The organism is Paenibacillus algorifonticola (genome assembly GCF_050481745.1).
In the GTDB taxonomy this organism is placed as follows: Bacteria; Bacillota; Bacilli; order Paenibacillales; family Paenibacillaceae; genus Pristimantibacillus; species Pristimantibacillus algorifonticola_A.
In genome coordinates this window covers 119414-140240 of the sequence record NZ_JBCNGR010000021.1, presented here as the reverse complement: position 1 = coordinate 140240, position 20827 = coordinate 119414, and the positions used below count along the sequence as shown (strand labels likewise).

18 protein-coding genes are annotated in these 20827 nt (G+C 51.5%); 6 read left to right on the top strand and 12 right to left on the bottom strand.

The genetic code is table 11. From position 1 onward, the window contains the following. Window positions 1-17: 17 nt before the first annotated feature. The 3 genes from ABEW34_RS19460 to yidC form a co-directional block, all read right to left on the bottom strand. Window positions 18-350, bottom strand: coding sequence for a hypothetical protein (locus ABEW34_RS19460; RefSeq protein WP_430160940.1), 333 nt, complete (start codon window positions 348-350; stop codon window positions 18-20). Window positions 351-383: 33 nt separating this feature from the next. Next, a complete protein-coding gene (locus ABEW34_RS19455; RefSeq protein ID WP_099518096.1) occupies window positions 384-1082 on the bottom strand; it encodes a pirin family protein in 699 nt (232 codons plus the stop codon). Window positions 1083-1275: 193 nt separating this feature from the next. Beyond that, window positions 1276-2136 (bottom strand): membrane protein insertase YidC, encoded by an 861-nt coding sequence (gene yidC / locus ABEW34_RS19450; protein ID WP_430160938.1) that lies wholly within the window; start codon window positions 2134-2136, stop codon window positions 1276-1278. Between the two features lie 458 nt (window positions 2137-2594). Between yidC and ABEW34_RS19445 the strand changes: the two genes are divergently transcribed. Further along, a complete protein-coding gene (locus ABEW34_RS19445; protein ID WP_430160936.1) occupies window positions 2595-3341 on the top strand; it encodes a hypothetical protein in 747 nt (248 codons plus the stop codon). 250 nt (window positions 3342-3591) lie between these two features. Here ABEW34_RS19445 and ABEW34_RS19440 read toward each other — a convergent pair whose 3' ends face one another. Together ABEW34_RS19440 and ABEW34_RS19435 are read right to left on the bottom strand one after the other, a co-directional pair. After that, entirely contained in the window at window positions 3592-4008 is a 417-nt protein-coding gene (locus ABEW34_RS19440; RefSeq protein ID WP_430160935.1) for a glycosyltransferase, read from the bottom strand. A 133-nt stretch (window positions 4009-4141) separates the two neighbouring features. After that, entirely contained in the window at window positions 4142-4789 is a 648-nt protein-coding gene (locus ABEW34_RS19435) for a hypothetical protein (protein WP_430160933.1), read from the bottom strand. A 155-nt stretch (window positions 4790-4944) separates the two neighbouring features. Here ABEW34_RS19435 and ABEW34_RS19430 point away from each other — a divergent pair, with 155 nt between their 5' ends. After that, window positions 4945-5919, top strand: coding sequence for an aldo/keto reductase (locus ABEW34_RS19430; protein WP_430160931.1), 975 nt, complete (start codon window positions 4945-4947; stop codon window positions 5917-5919). A 126-nt stretch (window positions 5920-6045) separates the two neighbouring features. On the opposite strand, the gene ABEW34_RS19425 is transcribed toward ABEW34_RS19430, so the two are convergent. Next, window positions 6046-6948 (bottom strand): LysR family transcriptional regulator, encoded by a 903-nt coding sequence (locus ABEW34_RS19425; protein WP_430160929.1) that lies wholly within the window; start codon window positions 6946-6948, stop codon window positions 6046-6048. A gap of 255 nt (window positions 6949-7203) precedes the next feature. On the opposite strand from ABEW34_RS19425, the gene ABEW34_RS19420 reads away from it, so the two are divergent. Continuing rightward, window positions 7204-8277 (top strand): YeiH family protein, encoded by a 1074-nt coding sequence (locus ABEW34_RS19420; protein ID WP_430160970.1) that lies wholly within the window; start codon window positions 7204-7206, stop codon window positions 8275-8277. A 525-nt stretch (window positions 8278-8802) separates the two neighbouring features. Here the strand turns inward: ABEW34_RS19420 and ABEW34_RS19415 are convergent. Next, entirely contained in the window at window positions 8803-10779 is a 1977-nt protein-coding gene (locus ABEW34_RS19415; RefSeq protein WP_430160927.1) for a GTP-binding protein, read from the bottom strand. Between the two features lie 327 nt (window positions 10780-11106). Here ABEW34_RS19415 and ABEW34_RS19410 point away from each other — a divergent pair, with 327 nt between their 5' ends. Beyond that, entirely contained in the window at window positions 11107-12549 is a 1443-nt protein-coding gene (locus tag ABEW34_RS19410; RefSeq protein ID WP_430160968.1) for an RICIN domain-containing protein, read from the top strand. Window positions 12550-12656: 107 nt separating this feature from the next. On the opposite strand, the gene ABEW34_RS19405 is transcribed toward ABEW34_RS19410, so the two are convergent. The 4 genes from ABEW34_RS19405 to map all read right to left on the bottom strand — a co-directional run bounded on the left by ABEW34_RS19405 (window position 12657) and on the right by map (window position 16812). Continuing rightward, window positions 12657-13169 carry a DUF5412 family protein gene (locus tag ABEW34_RS19405; protein ID WP_430160925.1) on the bottom strand — a complete coding sequence of 171 codons (513 nt, stop codon included), beginning with the start codon at window positions 13167-13169 and terminating at the stop codon, window positions 12657-12659. Next, window positions 13166-13300 (bottom strand): hypothetical protein, encoded by a 135-nt coding sequence (locus ABEW34_RS19400; RefSeq protein WP_430160923.1) that lies wholly within the window; start codon window positions 13298-13300, stop codon window positions 13166-13168. The genes ABEW34_RS19405 and ABEW34_RS19400 overlap by 4 nt, the downstream gene beginning before the upstream one ends. 226 nt (window positions 13301-13526) lie before the next feature. Continuing rightward, on the bottom strand, window positions 13527-15734 hold the full coding sequence (locus ABEW34_RS19395) for a bifunctional 2',3'-cyclic-nucleotide 2'-phosphodiesterase/3'-nucleotidase (RefSeq protein WP_430160967.1): 2208 nt from the start codon (window positions 15732-15734) through the stop codon (window positions 13527-13529). A gap of 331 nt (window positions 15735-16065) precedes the next feature. Further along, window positions 16066-16812, bottom strand: a complete 747-nt coding sequence (gene map / locus ABEW34_RS19390; protein WP_099518083.1) for a type I methionyl aminopeptidase — start codon at window positions 16810-16812, stop codon at window positions 16066-16068. A gap of 276 nt (window positions 16813-17088) precedes the next feature. Between map and ABEW34_RS19385 the strand changes: the two genes are divergently transcribed. Both ABEW34_RS19385 and ABEW34_RS19380 read left to right on the top strand, forming a co-directional pair. After that, on the top strand, window positions 17089-17592 hold the full coding sequence (locus ABEW34_RS19385; RefSeq protein ID WP_430160921.1) for a hypothetical protein: 504 nt from the start codon (window positions 17089-17091) through the stop codon (window positions 17590-17592). Window positions 17593-17836: 244 nt separating this feature from the next. Beyond that, on the top strand, window positions 17837-20122 hold the full coding sequence (locus ABEW34_RS19380; RefSeq protein WP_430160919.1) for an ATP-binding protein: 2286 nt from the start codon (window positions 17837-17839) through the stop codon (window positions 20120-20122). Window positions 20123-20133: 11 nt separating this feature from the next. Here the strand turns inward: ABEW34_RS19380 and ABEW34_RS19375 are convergent, their stop codons facing one another. Beyond that, the gene (locus tag ABEW34_RS19375) at window positions 20134-20697 is read right to left on the bottom strand and encodes a CatB-related O-acetyltransferase (protein ID WP_430160965.1); all 564 of its coding nucleotides are present in this window, start codon (window positions 20695-20697) and stop codon (window positions 20134-20136) included. Window positions 20698-20827 lie beyond the last annotated feature (130 nt).

The following is a 20827-nucleotide window of genomic DNA, read 5'->3' as shown; positions in this document are numbered from 1 at the left end:
TCACCTTGGCCCTGCATTTACAGCTTGTAGCCGTAATTGTGTGGAATATATTCAATCATCGCCTTCGCCTTGAACGCAAGCTTGCGTTCCTTAGCTTGAAAGCTGACGGATTGTTCCTGTACATAGAACCAAATTTTGACCGTTGGCTTATCCTCATGCTCTTGGAAAAGAAAGACGTTCAGTTCTTCCTTCCACGCAAGCAGGTTAGCCAAATCATGCTCCGGCGACACTGTGACCGTAAACGCCCACAAATCAGCAGCCTGTTCAATGTGATAATGAACGCCATGCTTGCTGGAATCTATAAAGGTTCTTCCTCCAACCGCATGCTTGATTAATAACGTTTCCTTCATCGCTTTCTCCTCCTCGCGCAGAAACTTCCGTCCTTATGGCATATCAATGAGCATGACGAATGTATCTTCCTTCGCCTTGATCAGAATTTCCGGTTCAAACTCCGCACGAAGGCTGTCCTTCGCCACCATATCAAGGTTGTTGACATCGGCAGCGCCCTCAATCAGCATCAGAAACACACGCCGGCCTGCCTTTTGGCTGTAATACAAACGCTTCCCTGCCTCAACGCGACCCAAATGAATCGACATGTCCTGATGAATCATCGCTGTGCCATTCGTTCCTTCCGGCGTGACAATCGGCAGAAAAGCATTGACCAGCTTCTCCTGATCGTACCGGTGCACCTCATAGGAAGGAGTCAGTCCGCGTTCGCGAGGCATAAACCACAATTGAAGAAAATGCCCCTCTTCGGTTTCTGAATCATTGTACTCCGCATGAACAATGCCGGAGCCCGCTGTCATCCTCTGGATTTCTCCCGCAGAGGTAACCTCCATATTGCCCAAATTATCCTCATGCTTAAGGCGGCCTTTCAACACAATGGTCACAATTTCCATGTCGCTATGAGGATGCGCTCCAAAGCCGCGGCCCGGCGCAATCTCATCTTCGTTGCATACACGCATGACGCCGAACTGAGCGTTATCGGGATCATAATAATCACCGAATGAGAAGCTGCGTGAGCCCCTCAACCAACCAATATCAAAAAAGTTCCGCTCGTTCGCAGGATAACGCTTAATCATCGTGCAAGGCCTCCTTTTTCCATTCCATTGTCCGCATGCCAAACTAAACCTTACACTTATTGTATCATAATAAAGTGCTTTATAGGATTTTCGGCTTATAATCTTCTGCCCGCCGTTTTCTTATGCCTTCAAAAAATAAAAACAAACGCCCCGAGGGTTGAGAGCCCTCTGGAGCGTCTATTCAATATCCGGGTTAAGATTTGGCTGGCAGCTTCTTGCTTTTTGTTTTCACTGGCGCTGGCTTCGCGGCCTCAACTGCCGAAGCGACCGGCACTGTCGGCATTGGGTAAAGCCGCTTGGAAAGCATCGTCTGCAAAATCATAAATACGCCGCCAACAACCCAATACAAAGGTACAGCAGCGGGCGCGGTAAAAGAGAAAATGCCCATCATAATCGGTGAAATGTAACCAAGCAGCGCCATCTGTTTTTGCTGGGCGGGGTCAATCCCGATTTGAGACACGCGGAACTGCACATAATAGATAGCAGCGGCGAGAAACGGCAGGATGTGATCAGGCGCGCCCAGTTGGAACCAGAGAAAGGAATGCTGCGCCAGCTCCGGCGTCATTTTGATCGCATAATACAATCCTGACAAAATCGGCAGTTGAATGAGCATCGGGAGACAGCCAATGGCAAGCGGATTAAACTTATGCTCGCCGTATAACGCCATCGTTTCCTTCTGCATTTTCGACTGTGCTTCAGGCGATTTGTCATTTTTGTATTTTTCCTTGATTTGGTTCAGCTGCGGCTGCATAACGCTCATCTTCTGCTTCATTACCTGCTGGCTCTTGGATTGGCGAAGCATAAGCGGAAGCAGGGCCAGACGGATAAGCAACGTAATCGCAATAATCGCCATGCCAAAACTGTCGTTAAAAAACTGCGCAATGTGTTGAATTAAATAAGAGATGGGAAAAACGACGTAATGATTGAAAAATCCTGGTGTCGCTGAGTCAATCGTTCCATTCGGCGAACCACAGCCGCTAATGATGAGCAGCAGCCCAATAATAAGGATAAAGCGGTATTTTTTAAGCATTTCCATTGTATATTTAGATAACATATATATCCTCCTCGTTTGTTTGGATGTTGCTTTACAAACGAAGAGCTGCAATCTGTGGGATCACCATCAGGCGCTTCTTTTCTTTTTACTTTTCGTACAAGCCAGAGTGCAACGGTATGAGCTCGTTGAACAGTTGGCAAAATACGCTCAGGTGCTGGCGTATGGACCTTGTCCTTCGACCAGCGGGACGGCTCGCTTGCAGCATGAAAAGTGAAATATGCTGCATAAGCGAACGTGCAGATAATGCTTACAGAGAAAAAATACGGTATAATATCATGCAGCTCGAGCAGCTTCTTCACCTCCAGACTCAAATCGATTACTCTTGTAGTATAAAGCAACCATTCCTGATATTCCCTCGTCTAAAGTCTAGGTACTACCTGAACCAGAGACTGTTATAGCGAGGAGCTCATAGGCGATAAAATAGATCTAGTTATTATTATACTGGGAGGTAAGCTATTTTGTATATCACCTTGGTTCATCTTACGCTTGGTTGTTTATTCCTAGCGCTGCTGTTGTCCTGGATTGCCGGCAATAAGGCCTCCTCCCTGCTCTACAGCAAATCCGAGCAGCAGCTGCACCAGCGTGCCAAGAACTTGTTAATTTGGACAATTATCCTCTCCATCCCAACAGCAGCCGCATTGGGCGGAGTCGTCACCATGGCCGTCAAGCTCCCACCGGACTACGATTTGGGCATGCTCATCTGTGTACCGATCTTGACTCTGTCGCTAGCGCTGCTGTGGATTAGAAGCATGCCGAAGCTGCTCAGAATGCGGAAAAACACAGGACGGAAGTCCAGCGAGCCATTGCCGGTGCGCATGCTGTATCGCGCTTCAGAGCCCGCATTCATTTTGCCCTACCAGCTGTTGTCGCTCTGTACGCTGACGATCTTTTACCTGACCTTATCCGTCGCTGTATCGCTGCATTCGATGCCGCTCACTATTCCGCTTTCCATGCTTGGCTTCGCCGCCGCCGTCCTCTGGATGATTCATGGCGAGCGCAGCAGCAGAGTGACCTTGCCTAAGGCGAAGCTCAATCGCCGTCCAAGCGAGCGGTTGGTTCGCAGGCTCGCTATTGCCATTGCTATTGTGCTGCTTGCTGGAACTCCTTACTACAACGCCTTTGACAAAATCGATTTGCCGGAAGCGCTAACCATGACCAATAACGCGGACAACCTGCACTCATTCGGCTTTTATATTGAACAATAACAGATACGCAGCAGCCTTCCTTCTACGGGGCACATCGGGACAAACCTTGCGCATATGCATAAATCGCATCGCTCCAGTTAAAAATAACCCCCACCTAATAAGGCGGGGGTTATTTTTTGCGAACAAGCGTAAACGGCTGAAGCTGTCATCTGACGGCAAAGCTACCGTTTCGAGGGTGGAATATAAGCCCATTATAAATGTGAAGCTTATAAATTCTTATATTTGAAAAACCATCCAGCTGTTCTATTCATTAGCATGCGGCACTCTCCGGTGCAAAATCCCAAAGCGGGGAATGGGTAAAGCCTTCCTTAGCCCGTACAACATAAAACGGAGAAGACCCTTGCAATCCCGCACTAACACTGCGGAAGCGGTCAGATACCTCCATGACGATCTTCTGTTCGCCCGAGGCATGGTCGGCTCCTGCGGCAACGGCCGCCTCATAGCCGAAGCTGCTGGCGAAATGGATCGCACGTACCCGAATATCTGCTGCACAAAAGACTCGAAGCATATCTGCTGAGCGGTCCGTGCTGTTGTCATTAACAAAAATCAGTTCGTAATTCTCGCCAATGGGCGGAATAATTCGTTTTAGCCGCTTGTAGGTGTCGTAAAGCATTTGCTCATCATTATACACAGGAATAACTACGGAATAAGTGACTGGCTCACGCATAACAGGTCCCCTCCCGGCTTCGAATGCTGCCTAAACAGCTTGTACCTTTACTATACATGATTTATCTTAAGATTCCCTTAATTCTAACTGATCATTTTTCATAAAATTATGATGAATTTTGTCAGTTTGTTCCTTATTCACCCAAAGCAAACCAAGTTTCCACCGGCTTGAAATACAAATGACCATCGGGCCATGGCTGAAAATGCAAATCCATTCGCGATTCGCTCCAGTCCGCAGGCGTTCCGTTTGTCTTCAGCTTGCGCGGTAGCACTGGCTCCTCCACGACACCTGGAAACTCCTGATAGCCGAATAGCAAATTTTCGTGCAGCGCGATGATTTCATATTTGGGCCCATGAAATGCGTGCTCCTCCTGCAGCTGGTAGTGATAATAAATGTAGCTCGCCACCATCTCCGGCTTCAAATGCGCCACGCGCCCGACACGCCGCTCCACCGCTGCCTTGCGCCGCCAATGCTCCGGGCTTGCTGGCGCATTAAAATGAAAAACATCAATCATCGGAATCCATAACCGCTTCTCGGCCTGGCCGGGCCATGGCTCCAAGTAACGGCTCAAATCACGCATGAGCTCCTCGGCCGATGGCGGTTCATCCATCAAGCTCTCTACGTATAAGAAAAGATTACGCTCCCATTTAAATAAAGCAGCTGTCATAAATTTGCCCTGCTCAATCCAAGGAAGCAGCTGCTCTTTCAAGCGTCCTGCAGAAGCGAGCGCTTTCATTTCTTCATCTGCAAGCAGCTGCGCCCTCGCTATCACTCTTTGCATCGTCGTCCCCCGCATTCTTATGCTATAGTGAAATGAAATCGTATTTTTAAAGAACTTATAAATTCTTGTATTTAAAATGGTCGCCCTGGAGCAGCAGACAAGCAAACTACTGCCTAAAGGAACCAATTAAATGTTGAATGGAGTGACTTTAGCTTATGATCTATAAACGTCTTGGCACTAGTGGACTGAAAGTATCCTCTCTCGGACTTGGAACTAATTCCTTCGGCTCGCGGGCGGATAAGCAAAGCTCTATTTCCATTATACATGCTGCGCTTGGCAGTGGGATAAACTTTCTGGATACTGCCAATATTTACTCAGGCACCGCATCCGAGACGATTATCGGTGAAGCGCTAATAGGACGGAGGCATGAGGCCGTCATTGCCACCAAAGCCGGGCTGCCGCGCGGCAAAGGCGCGAATGAGCGCGGCTCTTCCCGCTATCATTTGCAGCTGGAGCTGGAGCAAAGCTTGCGACGGCTGCAGACGGATTATGTGGATTTATACCAAATCCACACCTTCGATCCGGAGACGCCGCTGGAAGAAACGCTGCGGGCGCTCGATGATATGGTTCGCGCTGGGAAAGTCCGCTACATCGGCGCATCGAACTATGCGGCTTGGGAGCTGATGAAGGCGCTCGGCATCAGCGACCGCCTTGGCCTGAATCGCTATGTGTCGATTCAGACCAGCTATTCGCTCGCCGACCGGACGCCGGAGCGCGACATTACGCCGCTATGCCTCGACCAAGGCGTCGGCATCATCCCTTATTTTCCGCTTGCCGGCGGCCTGCTGACCGGAAAATACAGCGAGCAGCAAAGCGCGCCGGAAGGGTCGCGCTTGGACAAAAACCCGGACTTCGCCCGCTTCTTCACCGGCGAAGGCTTCACGCTCAGCCGCCAAGTCGGCGAGCTTGCGGCTGAAGCTGGCTGCACGCCAGCTGTGCTTGCCCTGCACTGGCTTATGCAGCAGCCCGCCGTGGCAAGCGTTATCGTCGGCGCGACGAGCGCAGCGCAGCTGGAGGCCAATCTGGCCTCAGCCAGCCTTCAGCCTGAGCCGGCCGTCATGGAGCGGCTGGATGAAATCAGCCTGCGATTTCAACATGGCGAACCATTCGCGCTTTACCGGCTGAGTTAGCCGATAAGCTTGAAGGGGAACATGCCATGGTGTGCGCTTGAGGCTGCGCAGCCGGTTATGGGCCGGGTGGCAGGGGCTATTTTTCATCAGAGGATGTTGTCCTATCGCTACTGGACCGGGGTATTCCTAAGCCGGCTGCTGCGGCATGCCTTCGCGGGCACGCACCATTTCAATGAACAGCTCCGCCGCTTTCGTATGAAAGGCATCGCGCTGCGTAATAATCGAAAAATCACGCTGAACAGGCTGGCCGTCGATGGTCAGCCTGTTCAGCGTCCCTAGCGTAATTTCTTTGCGAACAGCCCACTCCGATAGCAACGAGATACCGAGCCCCGCTTCAACGGATTCTTTAATAATTTGCGTGCTGCCAAACGCCATAGGGTTCGTCGGTCTAATATCGTATTGCTCAAACATTTTTTCCATTGCCGTCCGCGTTCCCGAGCCTTCCTCCCGCACAATCCAGTGCTCGCTTCGCAGCGCCTCAGCCTCTATGTCCTGCCGTTCCGCATAAGGATGTCCGGCGCCAACAACGACATACATCGCATCTTGGGCAAAAGGCTCGCATTGCAGCTTGTCCTGCACCGGCACGGCACCCTCAACGATTCCAATATCCAGCTGGCGGGCTGCAACGAGCGCCGCAATGTCCTTCGTATTGCCAATTGTAATTGTGGGCGTAATAAGCGGATACCGCACCAGCAAACAGGCTATCATATGCGGCAGTACATACTCGCCAAAGGTGAAGCTTGCACCGATCGACAGCGCGCCGCTTGCCGTATGAAGCAGGTCACCCAGCAGGCTTTGCATTTTCGCATGCAATCCGCTGATTTCCTTCGCATGGTGATACACGATATCACCCGCTTTATTCAACCGGACATACTTGCTGCTGCGATCCAGCAGCTTGGTGCCTAAATTTGCCTCCAACGACTGAATATGCTGACTAACTGCTGGCTGCGTCATATGCAGCGCTTCCGCTGCGCGAGTGAAGCTCCGTTCCTCAGCAACCGCAATAAAAACGAGCAGGGATTGATCCATCGTTTAAACACGCTCCTCTCTCTACATTTGCTGTCTTTTCTATTCATGAAAATATCATAAGTATTTAGTTATGATTATAATCATAACAATTTATTTTCCTTATCGTAAGCTATCCCTTATGCTTAAATTATAAATCAAGCAGGAAGCATGCGCCCGTTATTTGGCTGCATCGGCGTCGGCAGCAGCAGCAGCAGCTTTCGCTTACAGGATGAGGATGAGATGACAGCTATGAAAGCAGAAATAAACTCGATGATGATGAGGCAGCCCTCTTCGGAAAAGACGGAGCAGCAGGGAGCGTTAAGCAAGCACGCCGAGGGGCATGCTGCGGCTTGGCTTGGCGGGGTTGCGCTGACAGCTGCTTTTGCCTCCGCTGCTTATGCGCTCGCCATGCTTCCCGGCTTCAGCCGCATAGGGCCTATGGCGATTGCCTTAATCGCCGCTGTGCTTTTTCGCCAATTCGCTGGATATCCCGTTTTTCTCCGCACCGGCATCCAATTTTCCTCCAGGCAGCTGCTGCGGCTTGCGATAATATTGTTCGGGCTCAAGCTGAATATGACCGTTTTGCTGGAGCAAGGGACCGGATTGCTGCTGCAAGCCGCCGCCACCATTCTCTTCTCCACCCTCTTCATCCTGCTTGTCGCCCGCAAGCTCAAAGCCGATATGCCACTGTCGCTATTGCTCGGCATCGGCACAGGCATCTGCGGCGCGGCAGCCATTGCGGCTGTATCACCGATTCTTAAAGCTCGCGGCGAGGACACCGCCGCAAGCGTCGGGCTCGTTGCGCTGGTCGGCACGATTGCCGCACTTGCTTACACCGCCCTCCTGCCGCTGCTGCCGCTAACCGCAGAGCAATATGGCATTTGGGCAGGCATCAGCCTGCATGAAATTGCCCATGTGGCGCTTGCCGCAGAGCCGGCCGGGCAAGATGCTGTTGCTCTGGCGCTGCTGGCGAAGCTGAGCCGCGTGTTTTTGCTCGTACCCGTCAGCTTCGTACTGATGGCAATCATGAACCGCCGCCACCACCGCGGGATGGGGGCTAGCGCCCAAGAGATGAAGACCCGGCCTGAATTTCCATGGTTTTTGCTCGGCTTCATCGCCCTCAGCTTGTTCGGGAGCATGACTGCTGGCACGACGCTGGAACTTTCCACTCGGACCTTAGGCAGCCTGTCCACGATTACAACCCTCCTGTTGACGATGGCTATGGTCGGGCTAGGGCTGAACGTCAACTTGAGGGAGCTGCGCTCCCGCGCACTTCGCGCGCTGCTCGCCATGACTATAACGTCGGTTTTGCTGTCGGTATTAACTTTACTGTTCATCATGTGGCGCTAGGGTGCATGCGCATACCGAATCCGGCCTGCTGCGCCTTGCTTTGCGCTTTTTCGATGCCTATGTCATCTGACGATCATGGCTAGGAAGCCGCAAGATGCCCATGCTTCTGAGAACACGGTTGCTGGGATCTCGCAGCTTGTAAGCAGCTTGCACGCATTTGGTACACAACTTGCCCACAGCTTAGGATGCTTACGCCTTTTTTGAAGGACTGAGGTTCCGCTATTCTGGGTTTTGATTCGATTTCGATTTCGATTTCGGGTCGTAAGCGGACAGGAAATCCGTTATTACCCTCTTCACCCCAGCTAAATGGCCATTTGCAGCGGATTAACGGCTCCTGAGTCCGCAGTCTGTGCTATAACCCTTGATTTGGTTGAAATAGCTGCTGCTGTGTCCGCCAAGAAGGTTTTTGTGCAGGTTACATTCCTCTGAAAGGTTATCCTTTTTTTCGGCTCCACAGAACCCATAAGCTGAATTCTTAATCTGAACCCTTAATCCGATTCCTTAATCTGAACAGCTCTAGCGTATCTAACTTTGCAGCGCCTTGCGCACGCTCAAAATGTATTTTGACTGATCCAGCGGATTGATACCGCGCCGCTGGCGCTCGGCTTTCACATCAAGCGGGCAAGGCTCATAGCCGGTGAAAAAGGTAGCGATCGTCCCGCGTCCTTTCGTCAGCGAGCTGAGCTCTACCGCGTATTCCAGCGAGGTCGCTGCGGGTACGCGCCCTTCAATAATCATTCTGTCGCCATGCAGCACGGGTGCACCGAATGTGCCGCGCATCAGCGACAGGTCGTTCATTACCCGGCCCCCCGCCTCCTCGGGCACGACGATGCGGAACTGGAGAATCGGCTCCAGCAGACGGGTGCCTACCGATGCGAGCCCATTCATAATGCCCATTGGCGTTGCCACCGCAAAATCCAGCGGATGCGTATGCCACACATGATGCTGCCCTTCAATCAGCGTCACTTTAAGGTCAACGACCTCCCAGCCGTACAGCCCTTGCTCCAATGCCTCCGGCACTCGCCGCGCCACCTCGCTCTGGTATTGCGGCAGCAAATCCTCGGAGCGTACTACCGAAGCATATTGCAGCCCGCTCCCAGGCTCGCCCGGCTCCATGCGAAACCGCAATACCGCCCAGCAAGGCTTGGGCATTAAATAGGAAATATACCCTTCACCCACTTCCTCAAGCGTTTCCTTATAAATAACCGAAGGCTGGCCGAAGCGCACCGCAAGTCCATACCGCTGCTCGATAACACTCGTCAATATTTCAAGTTGTATCGGTCCCATTACTTTCACATGCAGCTCCCGCTCATCCTGCAGCCACTGCACATTCAGCAGCGGGTCCTCATCGGACAGCTCCGTAAGCGCCTGTACCATTGCCGGATAATGCTGGGCGTCGCCCCAATGGGCTTGAACGGTCAGCAGCGGCACAGCGAGCCGCGCCTCTTCGGGAACAGCAGCAGGGCTGCCGATAATATCGCCAATCCGCACATGCGACATGCCGCATACGGCAGCAATGCCGCCAGCCGCAAGCTCTCCGGCGTCCTCGGAGCGGAAGCCGTCCATTTTGCGAATTTGCGTCACCTTCTCATCCATTTGCTGCGTAAAATTGCGAACGACATCGCGATTGCGGATTTTCCCTTGATATAGCCGGATGTAGGCCATCCTGCCCATCACCTTGTCACGCTCAATCTTGAAAACAATGCCCGAAGGCGGCGCCTCCGTCTCTCCGCCCGGCGCTGGCAAATATTCGATTATCGCGTCCAGCAGCGCTTGCACGCCAATGCCTTTGCTCGATGCGCCGTACAGCACCGGATAAACCTCCGCACGGCGCGCCTTCGCGGCGGCTTCCGCCCGCCACTGCGCCAGCGGCACTTCCTCGCCGCTGACATACCGCTCCAGCAGGCGCTCATCCTGCTCCGCCAGCGCCTCAAGCAGCGCCGTGCGCGCATCTGCATCCGCGCCCACCGCCCACAAATCCTCCGCGCCAGCGAACTGCTGCTCGCTGCCGAGCGGGCGCTGCACCGCGAGCAGATCCGCCGTCAAATAGCTGCGGATATCGGCAAGCACCGCTTCGCAATCAGCGCCGACGCGGTCCATTTTATTGATATAAATCAGCGTTGGGATTCGCAGCTTCCGCAGGGCATTCCAAATCAGCTCCGTCTGCGCCTGCACGCCCTCCACTGCGGACACGATCAGAACAGCGCCATCCATCACCCGCAGCGCTCGCTCCACCTCCGAGAGAAAATCGACGTGTCCTGGCGTATCAACCAGCTGCACATGCGTACCCTGCCACTCCAATGCGGTCATCGCTGCCCGAACCGAAATACCCCTTGCCCGCTCAACCTCCATGGAATCCGTTATCGTCGTCCCTGTATCGACACTGCCGAGTGTCCGTGTGCGCCCGCTGACATATAGCATATGCTCCGTCGTCGTCGTTTTGCCTGCATCGACATGCGCGAAAATCCCGACATTGCGCCAATTCACGCGGTTGTTCCCCATCGTTCTGCTCCCCTGTCCGCCTTGATTATGACCGTACCGTATAGCGGATTTATTTTGCTTTTAGCGTACCGCGATAGCGGTTTCACGTCAAATGCTGCGATGCCCCTCCATACGCCGCTTACCCACCAAAATAAGTAAAAATAATAGGATGCTTTTCCCTCATCGTCGTTGTACAATCTTATTTGCAAGCGCTTACTTTTCTTCGCTATTCACCTAACCAACCCCATAACCCGAGTAAAGCCTAAGCCGGACTCCGAGCAGCTATGCGGTCCATGCTTATGCCGATGCTTGCGATGGCCTCATCACATTCCAAGGAGGTTTTTTATGATGAAAAACAATTCCCGGCTTTTGCTCGCGTATGTGCTCACCGTCGCTTTGGCTCTTACTCTTATGACCGTTCCTGCGGCCGCTGCTCCTGTCACGTTCGACAATGGCATTCAGTTCAAAGACACCGCAGGCAACCCGATTCAAGCTCATGGAGGCGGAATTCTCAAGTCAGGCAGCTATTATTACTGGTTTGGCGAAAACCGCGATGGCGTCAATTACGTTTCCGTCTATCGCTCAGCAGATCTGAAAAACTGGGAGCTTCGTGCCAATGTCCTCAGCAAAACCTCGTCGCCCGAGCTGGCAACCGCTAACATTGAGCGCCCCAAAGTCATCTATAATGCGGCTACGAATAAATATGTGATGTGGATGCACAAGGAGAACGGCGTAGACTACGGCGATGCGCAGGTCGCTGTCGCTTCCTCCACCAACATTGAAGGCCCCTATACGTATCACGGCAGCTTCCGTCCGCTTAACTACGATTCCCGTGATATGACGGTCTACAACGACAACGGCACCGCCTATCTCATCTCCGCTACCCGCGTCAACGCAGATTTAAATATTTATCGCCTGACCTCCGACTTCCTTGGTGTCGATTCGCTCGTCTCCACCCTGTGGGTCGGCCAATACCGGGAAGCGCCTGCCATGTTCAAGCGGGGCAGCACCTACTTCCTCGTCACCTCCGGGGCGACTGGCTGGGCGCCGAACCAAGCGAAATATGCGACGGCCAGCAGCATATCCGGTACATGGAGCGGCCTGACGAACGTCGGCAATGGCAACACCTACAACTCGCAATCTACGTATGTGCTGCCTATTGAGGGCTCGTCCACTACTTCGTTTCTATACATGGGCGACCGTTGGGCTGGAGCTTGGGGAGGAGCGGTCAACACCTCAGAGTATGTGTGGCTGCCAATAACCTTTCCATCTTCTACTACCATGACGCTGGACTGGGCCGACCAGCTTACGATTGACGCGGCGACAGGCAGCGCCACCGGCGTTGTAGCACCGCCAGTCAATACGACGTCCTGGTACAAAATCGCGAACCGCGCCAGCAGCAAGCTCCTCGGCGTCACCAGCGGCGGCACGACGGACGGCGTGCAGATCGAGCAATACACCGATGGCGGCTGGACAAGCCAGCACTGGCAGTTCACCGACGTTGGAGGACGCTATTACACGATCAAAAACCGCAACAGCGGCAAAGTCATGGATATTACCAGCAGCTCGGTTGCAGATGGCGCTACTGTCATTCAATATACGAGCAACGGCGGGCTCAATCAGCAGTTCCGCATTCTCAGTGCTGGAAGCGGTTATTTCAAAATCATGAACGTCAAAAGCCGCAAAGTGCTTTATATTACGGGTGGCTCCTCCGACAACGGTGCCGACGCCATCCAGTGGACGGACGATAACAATACGAATAAGCATTTTTCATTCACAACGACGAGCTAGCCCAGCCCCACAGGCATAGCCACTTCACAAACTTAGTCACTTCACAAAAAAGATGATCCAGAGCCAGCTGGCTATGGATCATCTTTTTTCCAGCTCACCCTTGAGCGCTATATTCTTCCTTGCGGGGGCAGCGTTTTATTTTCATGCGAGGTATCGCGGAAATCAAAAACCTCATTTTTCGATATATCCAACGTTTCTCTTCCGATCTTCACCACACCATTACCTATCCATTGAACCGCCGGACTGCGGTCATAATCATTAAAGTAAATCGTCTTGCTCTTCCCGCTCTCTATATTCACAACTTCAGCTCGTGCTGTTCTATAAAAAAGCCCAGTATAGTGATAAGTCCGAATTTTGTATTGACCCTCTGGCGAGACGACAGCACTTGGATTCAACTCACCCTTAGGAAGAAAATCAAGATTATTAAAATGATTATAGCAATATATCCCTACCGCAAAGGCCCCGATTATGGTCAGCATCAAGCTCACCTTCGGCGGCCTTTTAGATTTTTTTATTAAATTACCCACGAACGATAGGATAAAAACCATTAAACAGATTGCCGTGGCTACAGCCCCAGCTATCATTAGATATAAAAGCATCTCATACTTTTCTTCACTCATATTACAGCATCCTTCCCATGAAGTGCGAAACCAGCCAGAACCTGCATAAGGGCTTGATGCTCGTAGATGATCTGCTCGTACGTTTGCTGGCGGCCCCAAACTGCAATACCGAAACCCAAGTTCATGGACACGATTCTCTCTCTTTTCTTGGCGGACTGACATTCCGCTATTTGAGCATTTCGAGCGATTTCAGCATATGAGCGGACAGGAAATCCGCTATTCCCTTGTACAATTAAAAAACACCCTTCGAGCATTCATCCAAACAGCCGTGGAAACCCCAGGGTGGCTAGGACGAATGTCGAAAGGGTGTTTCTTCCTCAAATGGCTAGCCCTCAGGCAAGCGAGACTAAGCTCTGCTTATCTCGCTGCCGGAATCAAAATCTTCTGGCCAATGGACAGGCGATTCGGGTTCGCCAGCTTATTGTAGGCGGCAAGCTTCTGCCATGTCGTGCCATGATTCAGCGCGATGCGGTACAGCGTGTCGCCGCTCTTCACGATATACACCGTATCCTGCGTCGTACCGGTTGCCGGCTTGGCAGGCGTCGTCGGAACAGGCTTCGTCGGTGTTGTTGGCGTTGTCGGCTTCGTTGGGCCCGGCTCAGTTGGCTTCGTAGGCGTTGTTGGTGTCGTCGGAGATGTTGGAGTCGCCCCCGTAGTCGCGCCAGCTGACAAATGAATTTTGAACTCCGCATAGCCGTCATCGGTTTGGCCTACATACGACAGCGCATCAAGCGAATCGGCAAGCGTCTTGGCAGCAGGCGACGTTTTGAACGAAACGTTGACGTCCGCTTTGATCGCCGCAAGCGACCAGTTGCCATCGGCAGCAGGGTCAATCGTCTTGTTCGAGCGAATATAATCGATGACAACCTGACGGTTCTCGTCCGGCGATGCCAAAACAATTCGCTTGCCATCCGGGTTAGCAAACTTGCTCGACGAGGCCCGGTAGTTATTCGACGCTACGATGAATTTCTGCTTCGGATCAATCGCTTTGCCGTCAAATTGCAGATTGACGATCCGGCTCGATTTTTCATTAACGGTTATGCCTTTAGCATCGTATTTGGCTGGCTGTGTCACATCAATTTGGTACGTTACGCCGTCAATAACATCAAAGTTGTAGGTCGGGAAATCCAGATTGACCAGCTCCTGCTTCGCTGTCGACTTGGTATCGATTAGGTTGAATTGTCCAGCGGACCATTCCAGCCACTCCTTCAGCTCAGCACCTGTTACTAATACAGCGTTAACGGTGTTGGAGTACAGATACAGGTCGGCTACGTTTTTGATCGCAATATCGCCTGCAGCAATATCTGTGTAGTAGTTCGGGCCTTGGCGTCCGCCTGCCTTGAACGGCGCTCCTGCGGACAATACCGGAATGCCTTCGTATTCCGTGCCTTGCATTTGCTTTTCTACGTACCATTTTTGCGCATTCGTTACGATTTGGATCGATGGATCATCCTGTACGAGCGCGAACCAGCTGTTGATAGGCGCTGTCGTCTTGCCTACCGGGCCGCGAATGTAGTCGAGCGTATGCTCGTGATCTTCTTCTACGGCGCCGAGCACCTCTTGATCGGCTTCTACTAGCGGCTGCTTGTTCACCGCATCAAAGATCGGCTTAACCTCCACCTTCGAGTCCACAACCGACCATTTGCCATCTGTGAGCAACAGATCCAGGTCAATAATGCCAAGATTATTGCCCCAGAAGCCCGGCTCGACCGAAGGCACCCCGTTAATCGTTCCTTTTTCCAAATCAACACCCTGCTTGCCCTCGAACGACTTGTCCGGGAATACTTTGTGGGCATGGCCGAACAAAATCGCATTAATATCCTTGACCTTGCTGAGATACAGCACGGAATTTTCCATATTTTCAGCCTGTGGAATATCCTCAAAGCCGGAATGCGGAATCGCCACAATAATGTCGGCGCCCTTCGCTTTCATCTCAGGAACGAATTTCTCCGCCGTTTTGATCATGTCCTTGGCAATGACCTTGCCTTCGAGATTCGCCTTGTCCCACTGCATCACCTGCGGCGGAACGAAGCCGATAACGCCTACCTTGAGCTTATGTGCAGCGCCGCTCTCATCCTTCACTTCCTTGTCCAAAATCAAATAAGGCGTGAACAGATTCTTATCATTCGACTCGTCTTTATCTTTGTCATCCACATAGATGTTCGCATTGACGTAAGGAAAATCAGCCCCCGCCAGCGATTTATTCAGAAAATCCAGCCCATAGTTAAACTCGTGGTTGCCCAAATTTCCAGCATCGTAATCGAGCAAGTTCATCGCTTTGTACACCGGATGCGTCTCGCCCTGCTTCAATGGATTGATAACCGCCGTGTAATCGCCAAGCGGGTTGCCCTGAATCAGATCGCCATTGTCAAAAAGCAAGCTGTTCGTCGCCGCCTCGCGCGCTTGCTTGATGAGCGTCGCTGTTTTGGCAAAGCCGTACTCATCGGTCGGCTTGTCCGCAAAATAATCATAGTTCACCATGTTCACGTGCAAATCGGTCGTTTCCATAATACGCAGCTTCACTGTGCTGCTGTTCTCGGATGCCGCTGTTGCCGTAAAGGGCATCGCAACCAGGCCAACAGTAACCGCAATAGATAAAGCACTTCTCCATACGACTGACGATCTCAACAAATGAATACCCTCCCCTAAATGACTAAAATCATGTAATGATCACGTTATGTAGGTCGAGCTTTTGGACGATCATTCCCATCATTCCATTTATTTTAGATGAATTAACCATTTTTGTCATGCCCAGCGTAAACGGCTGTTGTCGTCCTCCGGCGGCAAAGCTAACGTTTCGCGTTGAATATAAGCGATTTATAAGGGTGAAACTTATAAATGCTTATATTAAAAAAAGAGGGATTTCTCCCTCTTCGCGTTACATACATGTAAAGTTCTACTGTTGGGTCAAAATAAGCGGGCCATCCTTCGTAATCGCAATCGTATGCTCGTACTGGGCCGACAGCCTTCCGTCGCGAGTCCGCGCCGTCCATCCATCGGAATCCAGCTTGCTGAAATAAGTGCCCGCGTTCAGCATCGGCTCAATTGTGAACACCATGCCCTCTTTAATTCTAGGCCCTTTATCTGGCGGGCCATAGTGAGGCACCTGTGGATCCTCATGCATGTCCTTCCCAATACCATGGCCGATAAAATCACGCACGACCGAGAAGCCTTCCGCCTCCGCATACGACTGAATCGCGTGAGATACATCGCCAATCCGCTTGCCGATTAGCGCTTGCTCAATGCCAAGATACAGTGATTTTTCCGTTACCGCCAGCAAATGCTTTGCTTCATCGGTTACTTCCCCAACCGCATAGGACCATGCCGAATCCGCAAGCCAGCCATTCAGGTTGACGACCATGTCGATGGTCACGATATCGCCTTCTTTGAGCTTTTCCTTCTTCGGAAAACCGTGGCAAATAATATCGTTCGTGGAGGCACAGGTCGCATATTGATAGCCGTTATAGCCTTTTTGCTCCGGCGTTGCGCCATTTTGCTTCATAAACTTTTCTGCAAACTGGTCGATTTCATGCGTCGTGATGCCAGGCTGAATGAGCTTGGCAATTTGCCTGTGGCATTCCGCCAATATTTTACCCGCCTCATGCATGCGGTTGATTTCCGCCTCGGTCTTAATAATGATCATTTCCGTTCCTTCTTTCCATCAAATTAACCCGGCTTCGTCCCGGGACTTCGCGAGAAGCTCCGCTAGAAGCCGCATGCCTATGCCCATCGTAGCATATTATGATAAATATGCGAACATGGGCTGGGCCATGACGCTGCTTTTTCGCTTGCTTCCTAGACTTTAGTCTAGTCCGCTGCTTTACCTCCAGCATGACGACATACTGCGGGAGGCTGTGCTATGCTATTGTTGCTAAGAAAAACAACGGATAAATAAACAAAAAGAGGAGAGATAAGAAAAATGTTAAAGCGCTCGATTATCGGCCCCGCCCTTATGCTGATTGGTGTATTTCTTTACTTCAACCAAGGCCAGTCATTTGGCGCGGGCGCTGTGTTCGCGAATTTCTGGGCCAGCATGTTCATCATTCCGCTAGGACTGTTTTTCCACTGGCTGTATTTTGGCGTGACAGGCGGCAAAGGGGTCGGCCTGCTCATCCCGGGAGGCATTTTGTTCACCGTTGGACTCGTCTGCCAGCTCTCCACGTTATTCTCGGCGTGGCATATTTTGTGGCCAGGCTTCATTCTGGCGGTAGCGGTCGGCTTGTTTGAATTTTATTGGTTCGGCAACCGCAACAAGTGGCTGCTTATCCCGATTAACATTTTAGCCGTCCTGTCGCTGCTGTTCTTCGGCGTCTTCTCGCTGAGCGCCGCCTCCGGACAACTTGCCACTGTGCAGCCGCTGCTCGCCATTGCTCTTATTATTGTAGGAGCCTTCGCGATGCTGTCGCGCAAGAAAGAGCAATAATCGATTAGACAACCGCCTCCGGCTCCGCTTGAAGGGATCGCCCTTCTATAGCGGAGCCGGATTTTTTTATGCCTAATACTCCCTTATATCTCTCATTGACACCAATATAGAGCATTTATAACTATTTTCCAAATTAATATTAAGCAGTAAAATAGTCTCTATCTCCTCTCACAAACAAGGAATTTGCCTTTAAGATGTCAAATAATACAGAAGCATCCGCGACCATGGCCAGGAGGAATAGGATTTGTCGATCAGAGCGAAGCTCGTTTGCCTCATATCGGTTACCGTTACCGTGATTTTGCTACTCAATATTACGATTTACTATATGTCCTCCAAGGATGAGCTGCAACAAAACGCAGAGCAGCAAATGCGCTTTATTGGCAATCAGATAGCCGTCTCCATCGCCTCGGCCGAGCAGAACAGCCAGTTGACGGAGGACGCGCTGGGGGAGCGGCTGCACGCTGTCGCGATTGCCATACAAAACAAGCTCGATCCCGATATTAAAAATGTCCGCAACAGTGAGCTGGTTCAGCTGAGCAAGGAGCTGGGCGTTGATCACATTACACTGTGGATCAAGACGAAGGACGATATTTTATCGGTACGCTCGACGAACCCCGATGAGCTTTATATGAGTTCGAAAACGTGGAACTACTGGTATACCGCCTTTACCCAGCTATTCGAGAAGCATAATGTCACGATTCCCGAAGGACAGAAGCTGGAGCATTTTTGGGCGGGACCGATCAACTTCGGCACCTCCGACCCCGATAAAGTGTTTAAATGGGGCAACTACTATGACGGCACGACCAACTATATGATCAATCCTTATATTCATGCGCAAACTTTTTTGGATAGCAAAAAGAAATATGGTGCGGATGCCATCGTGGCGCAGATTTTGCGTGATAAAAATAATATTCTCGAAGTGACCGGCTTCGATCCTGCCTACTTCGGCAAAGCGCCTGCTGTCAGCATTAAAAATGGGGTCGTTGTCTATAATCTCGATGTTCGCAACATTATTTTTGGCCAATATTATTACAAGGATTCGGTTAATGATCACCTCAATACACAGAAAGCGATTGAGAAAAACGAGGTCGTTACCATTGAAAGCAAGCTGAACAGCAAGCAGGTCATCAAGAGCTTTATTCCCGTTCAGGGACCTAAACCGTACGTCATTAGCATTACCTTCAACAACTCGGCCCTGCAGCAGACGCTAATGCGTCAGGTTCTGACGCAAGGCGCAATATCTCTTGGTCTGATTTTGGCGACGGTGCTGTGCAGCTACTTTATTTCCGGCTTCATGGTGCGCTCGCTCAATCAAATCGTCAGCAAGGTCAATGAAATTTCCAATGGCAACTTCGGCGCCCGTATTTCCTTAAAAAGCAATGATGAATTCGGCGTATTAGCTAATCGCGTGAATGCCATGGGGCAAAACCTTCATACGTATATGAACCGGCTGACCGAATCAGCGGAAGAGCTGCGGCAGACGAAGCAGTATTTGGAATCGTTCGTCAATCATACCTCCGATGCGATTCATGTCTCCAATCTGCACGGCTCTGTCATTCAGATGAATAAAGCGTTTGAGAAAATGTATGGCTGGACGGAGGAGGAGCTCCTTGGCCAACCGCTGAACAACACGCCTCCTGAGCTTGAGATGGAAGGCACCTTTATGCTGGAGTTCATCCAGCAGGGCGGCTCCGTTGCCGATTACGATACGATGCGTTATGACAAAAGCGGCAGGCTGCTCGATGTGAGCATAACCGTCTCTTCCATCCGCGATGAGCAGGAGCAGATTATTGCGATTGCGACGATTTCGCGGAACATTACAGCGCGCAAGCAGACGGAAGAGGTGCTGCGCCGCTCGGAGAAGCTGTCCGTCGTCGGGCAGCTCGCGGCGGGTGTCGCCCATGAGGTACGCAATCCGCTAACGACGCTGCGCGGATTTGTCCAGCTGCTGAAGAAAAATGGTCAGCTGGCGCCCGCCTACATCGATGTGATGCTGTCTGAGCTGGACCGGATTAATTTTATCGTCAGTGAGTTTCTTGTGTTCGCCAAGCCGCAGGCCAGCCGCTTCCAGCGCGCCAACATTCATGAAATTATGCGGGGCATCATTATGCTCCTCGATTCCGAGGCCAACATTAGCAATGTCCAGTTCACGACCCGCTTTGATACTGAAATACCTGAAATGAAATGCGAGGTCAATCAGTTAAAGCAAGTATTCGTCAACATTATCAAAAATGGGATCGAAGCGATGCCGGAAGGCGGCGAGCTCGACATCGACCTGTCCTATACGCCTTCGATCGGCATTATTATCCGCATTACCGACCATGGCTTCGGCATTACCGAGGACAATCTGTCGCGGCTCGGCGAGCCGTTCTTCACAACGAAGGAGGAGGGCAATGGGCTCGGCCTGATGGTGTGCTATCAGATTATTGCCAATCATCGCGGCTCGATGTCATTCCAAAGCAAGAAAGGCATTGGCACGCAAGTGGAAATTCGGCTGCCCGTTATACAGGATGTGGCGCCGACCGGATAGCCGGCATTACCTTAGTAGCCATGCGATTCGCAGTAATCCAGAAAGGCCTTCATATTGTGCGACGCGATGAGCGGCACCACCTTCTCAATACGCTTCGGCGGCCAATCCCACCATTTGATACGCAGCAGCTTGGCAATGACGAGATCGCTGAAGCGATAACGGATGAGGTTGGCCGGATTGCCACCTACGATCGCATAAGGAGGAACATCTCTCGTGACCGTCGCATTCATGCCAATGACCGCACCATCGCCAATCGTAATGCCGGACATAATGGTCGCATGCGTACAAATCCAAACGTCGTTGCCGATGACGACATCACCATTCGTTTGCGGCTGGCCGGTAATGTGCAAATGCTTCGTTAGAAAGGAAGTAAAAGGATACGTCGATACCCAATCCGTACGATGGTTCCCTCCGAGCATGACTGAAACGCCACCGGCAATACAGCAAAATTTGCCGACTGTCAGCTTCGTTCCCTCCCCCCAGGAGAAAACATTCGGTTCACCGAAGGTGTATTCGCCAATTAGCGTATGCCCATCCTTTTGCTTTGCAGGGAATACCGTTCGCAGCAAGTCCATGTCCACTCTATCACTCCTTCCATCCCATAAGGGTGAAACTTATAATTGCTTATATTTAAAATAATATATTCAACAGCTTGCCTTTTCGCTTCCGCTCCTTTACAGAGTCAGGCTGGACTTCTAGCCCCGC

Bases quoted from the DNA above. Each gene is read 5' to 3' on its own strand.
- ABEW34_RS19460 (WP_430160940.1), bottom strand. From the start codon at position 350: ATGAAGGAAACGTTATTAATCAAGCATGCGGTTGGAGGAAGAACCTTT.
- ABEW34_RS19455 (WP_099518096.1), bottom strand. From the start codon at position 1,082: ATGATTAAGCGTTATCCTGCGAACGAGCGGAACTTTTTTGATATTGGT.
- yidC (WP_430160938.1), bottom strand. From the start codon at position 2,136: ATGTTATCTAAATATACAATGGAAATGCTTAAAAAATACCGCTTTATC.
- ABEW34_RS19440 (WP_430160935.1), bottom strand. From the start codon at position 4,008: ATGCGTGAGCCAGTCACTTATTCCGTAGTTATTCCTGTGTATAATGAT.
- ABEW34_RS19435 (WP_430160933.1), bottom strand. From the start codon at position 4,789: ATGCAAAGAGTGATAGCGAGGGCGCAGCTGCTTGCAGATGAAGAAATG.
- ABEW34_RS19430 (WP_430160931.1), top strand. From the start codon at position 4,945: ATGATCTATAAACGTCTTGGCACTAGTGGACTGAAAGTATCCTCTCTC.
- ABEW34_RS19425 (WP_430160929.1), bottom strand. From the start codon at position 6,948: ATGGATCAATCCCTGCTCGTTTTTATTGCGGTTGCTGAGGAACGGAGC.
- ABEW34_RS19420 (WP_430160970.1), top strand. From the start codon at position 7,204: ATGAGGCAGCCCTCTTCGGAAAAGACGGAGCAGCAGGGAGCGTTAAGC.
- ABEW34_RS19415 (WP_430160927.1), bottom strand. From the start codon at position 10,779: ATGGGGAACAACCGCGTGAATTGGCGCAATGTCGGGATTTTCGCGCAT.
- ABEW34_RS19410 (WP_430160968.1), top strand. From the start codon at position 11,107: ATGAAAAACAATTCCCGGCTTTTGCTCGCGTATGTGCTCACCGTCGCT.
- ABEW34_RS19405 (WP_430160925.1), bottom strand. From the start codon at position 13,169: ATGAGTGAAGAAAAGTATGAGATGCTTTTATATCTAATGATAGCTGGG.
- ABEW34_RS19395 (WP_430160967.1), bottom strand. From the start codon at position 15,734: ATGCCCTTTACGGCAACAGCGGCATCCGAGAACAGCAGCACAGTGAAG.
- map (WP_099518083.1), bottom strand. From the start codon at position 16,812: ATGATCATTATTAAGACCGAGGCGGAAATCAACCGCATGCATGAGGCG.
- ABEW34_RS19385 (WP_430160921.1), top strand. From the start codon at position 17,089: ATGTTAAAGCGCTCGATTATCGGCCCCGCCCTTATGCTGATTGGTGTA.
- ABEW34_RS19375 (WP_430160965.1), bottom strand. From the start codon at position 20,697: ATGGACTTGCTGCGAACGGTATTCCCTGCAAAGCAAAAGGATGGGCAT.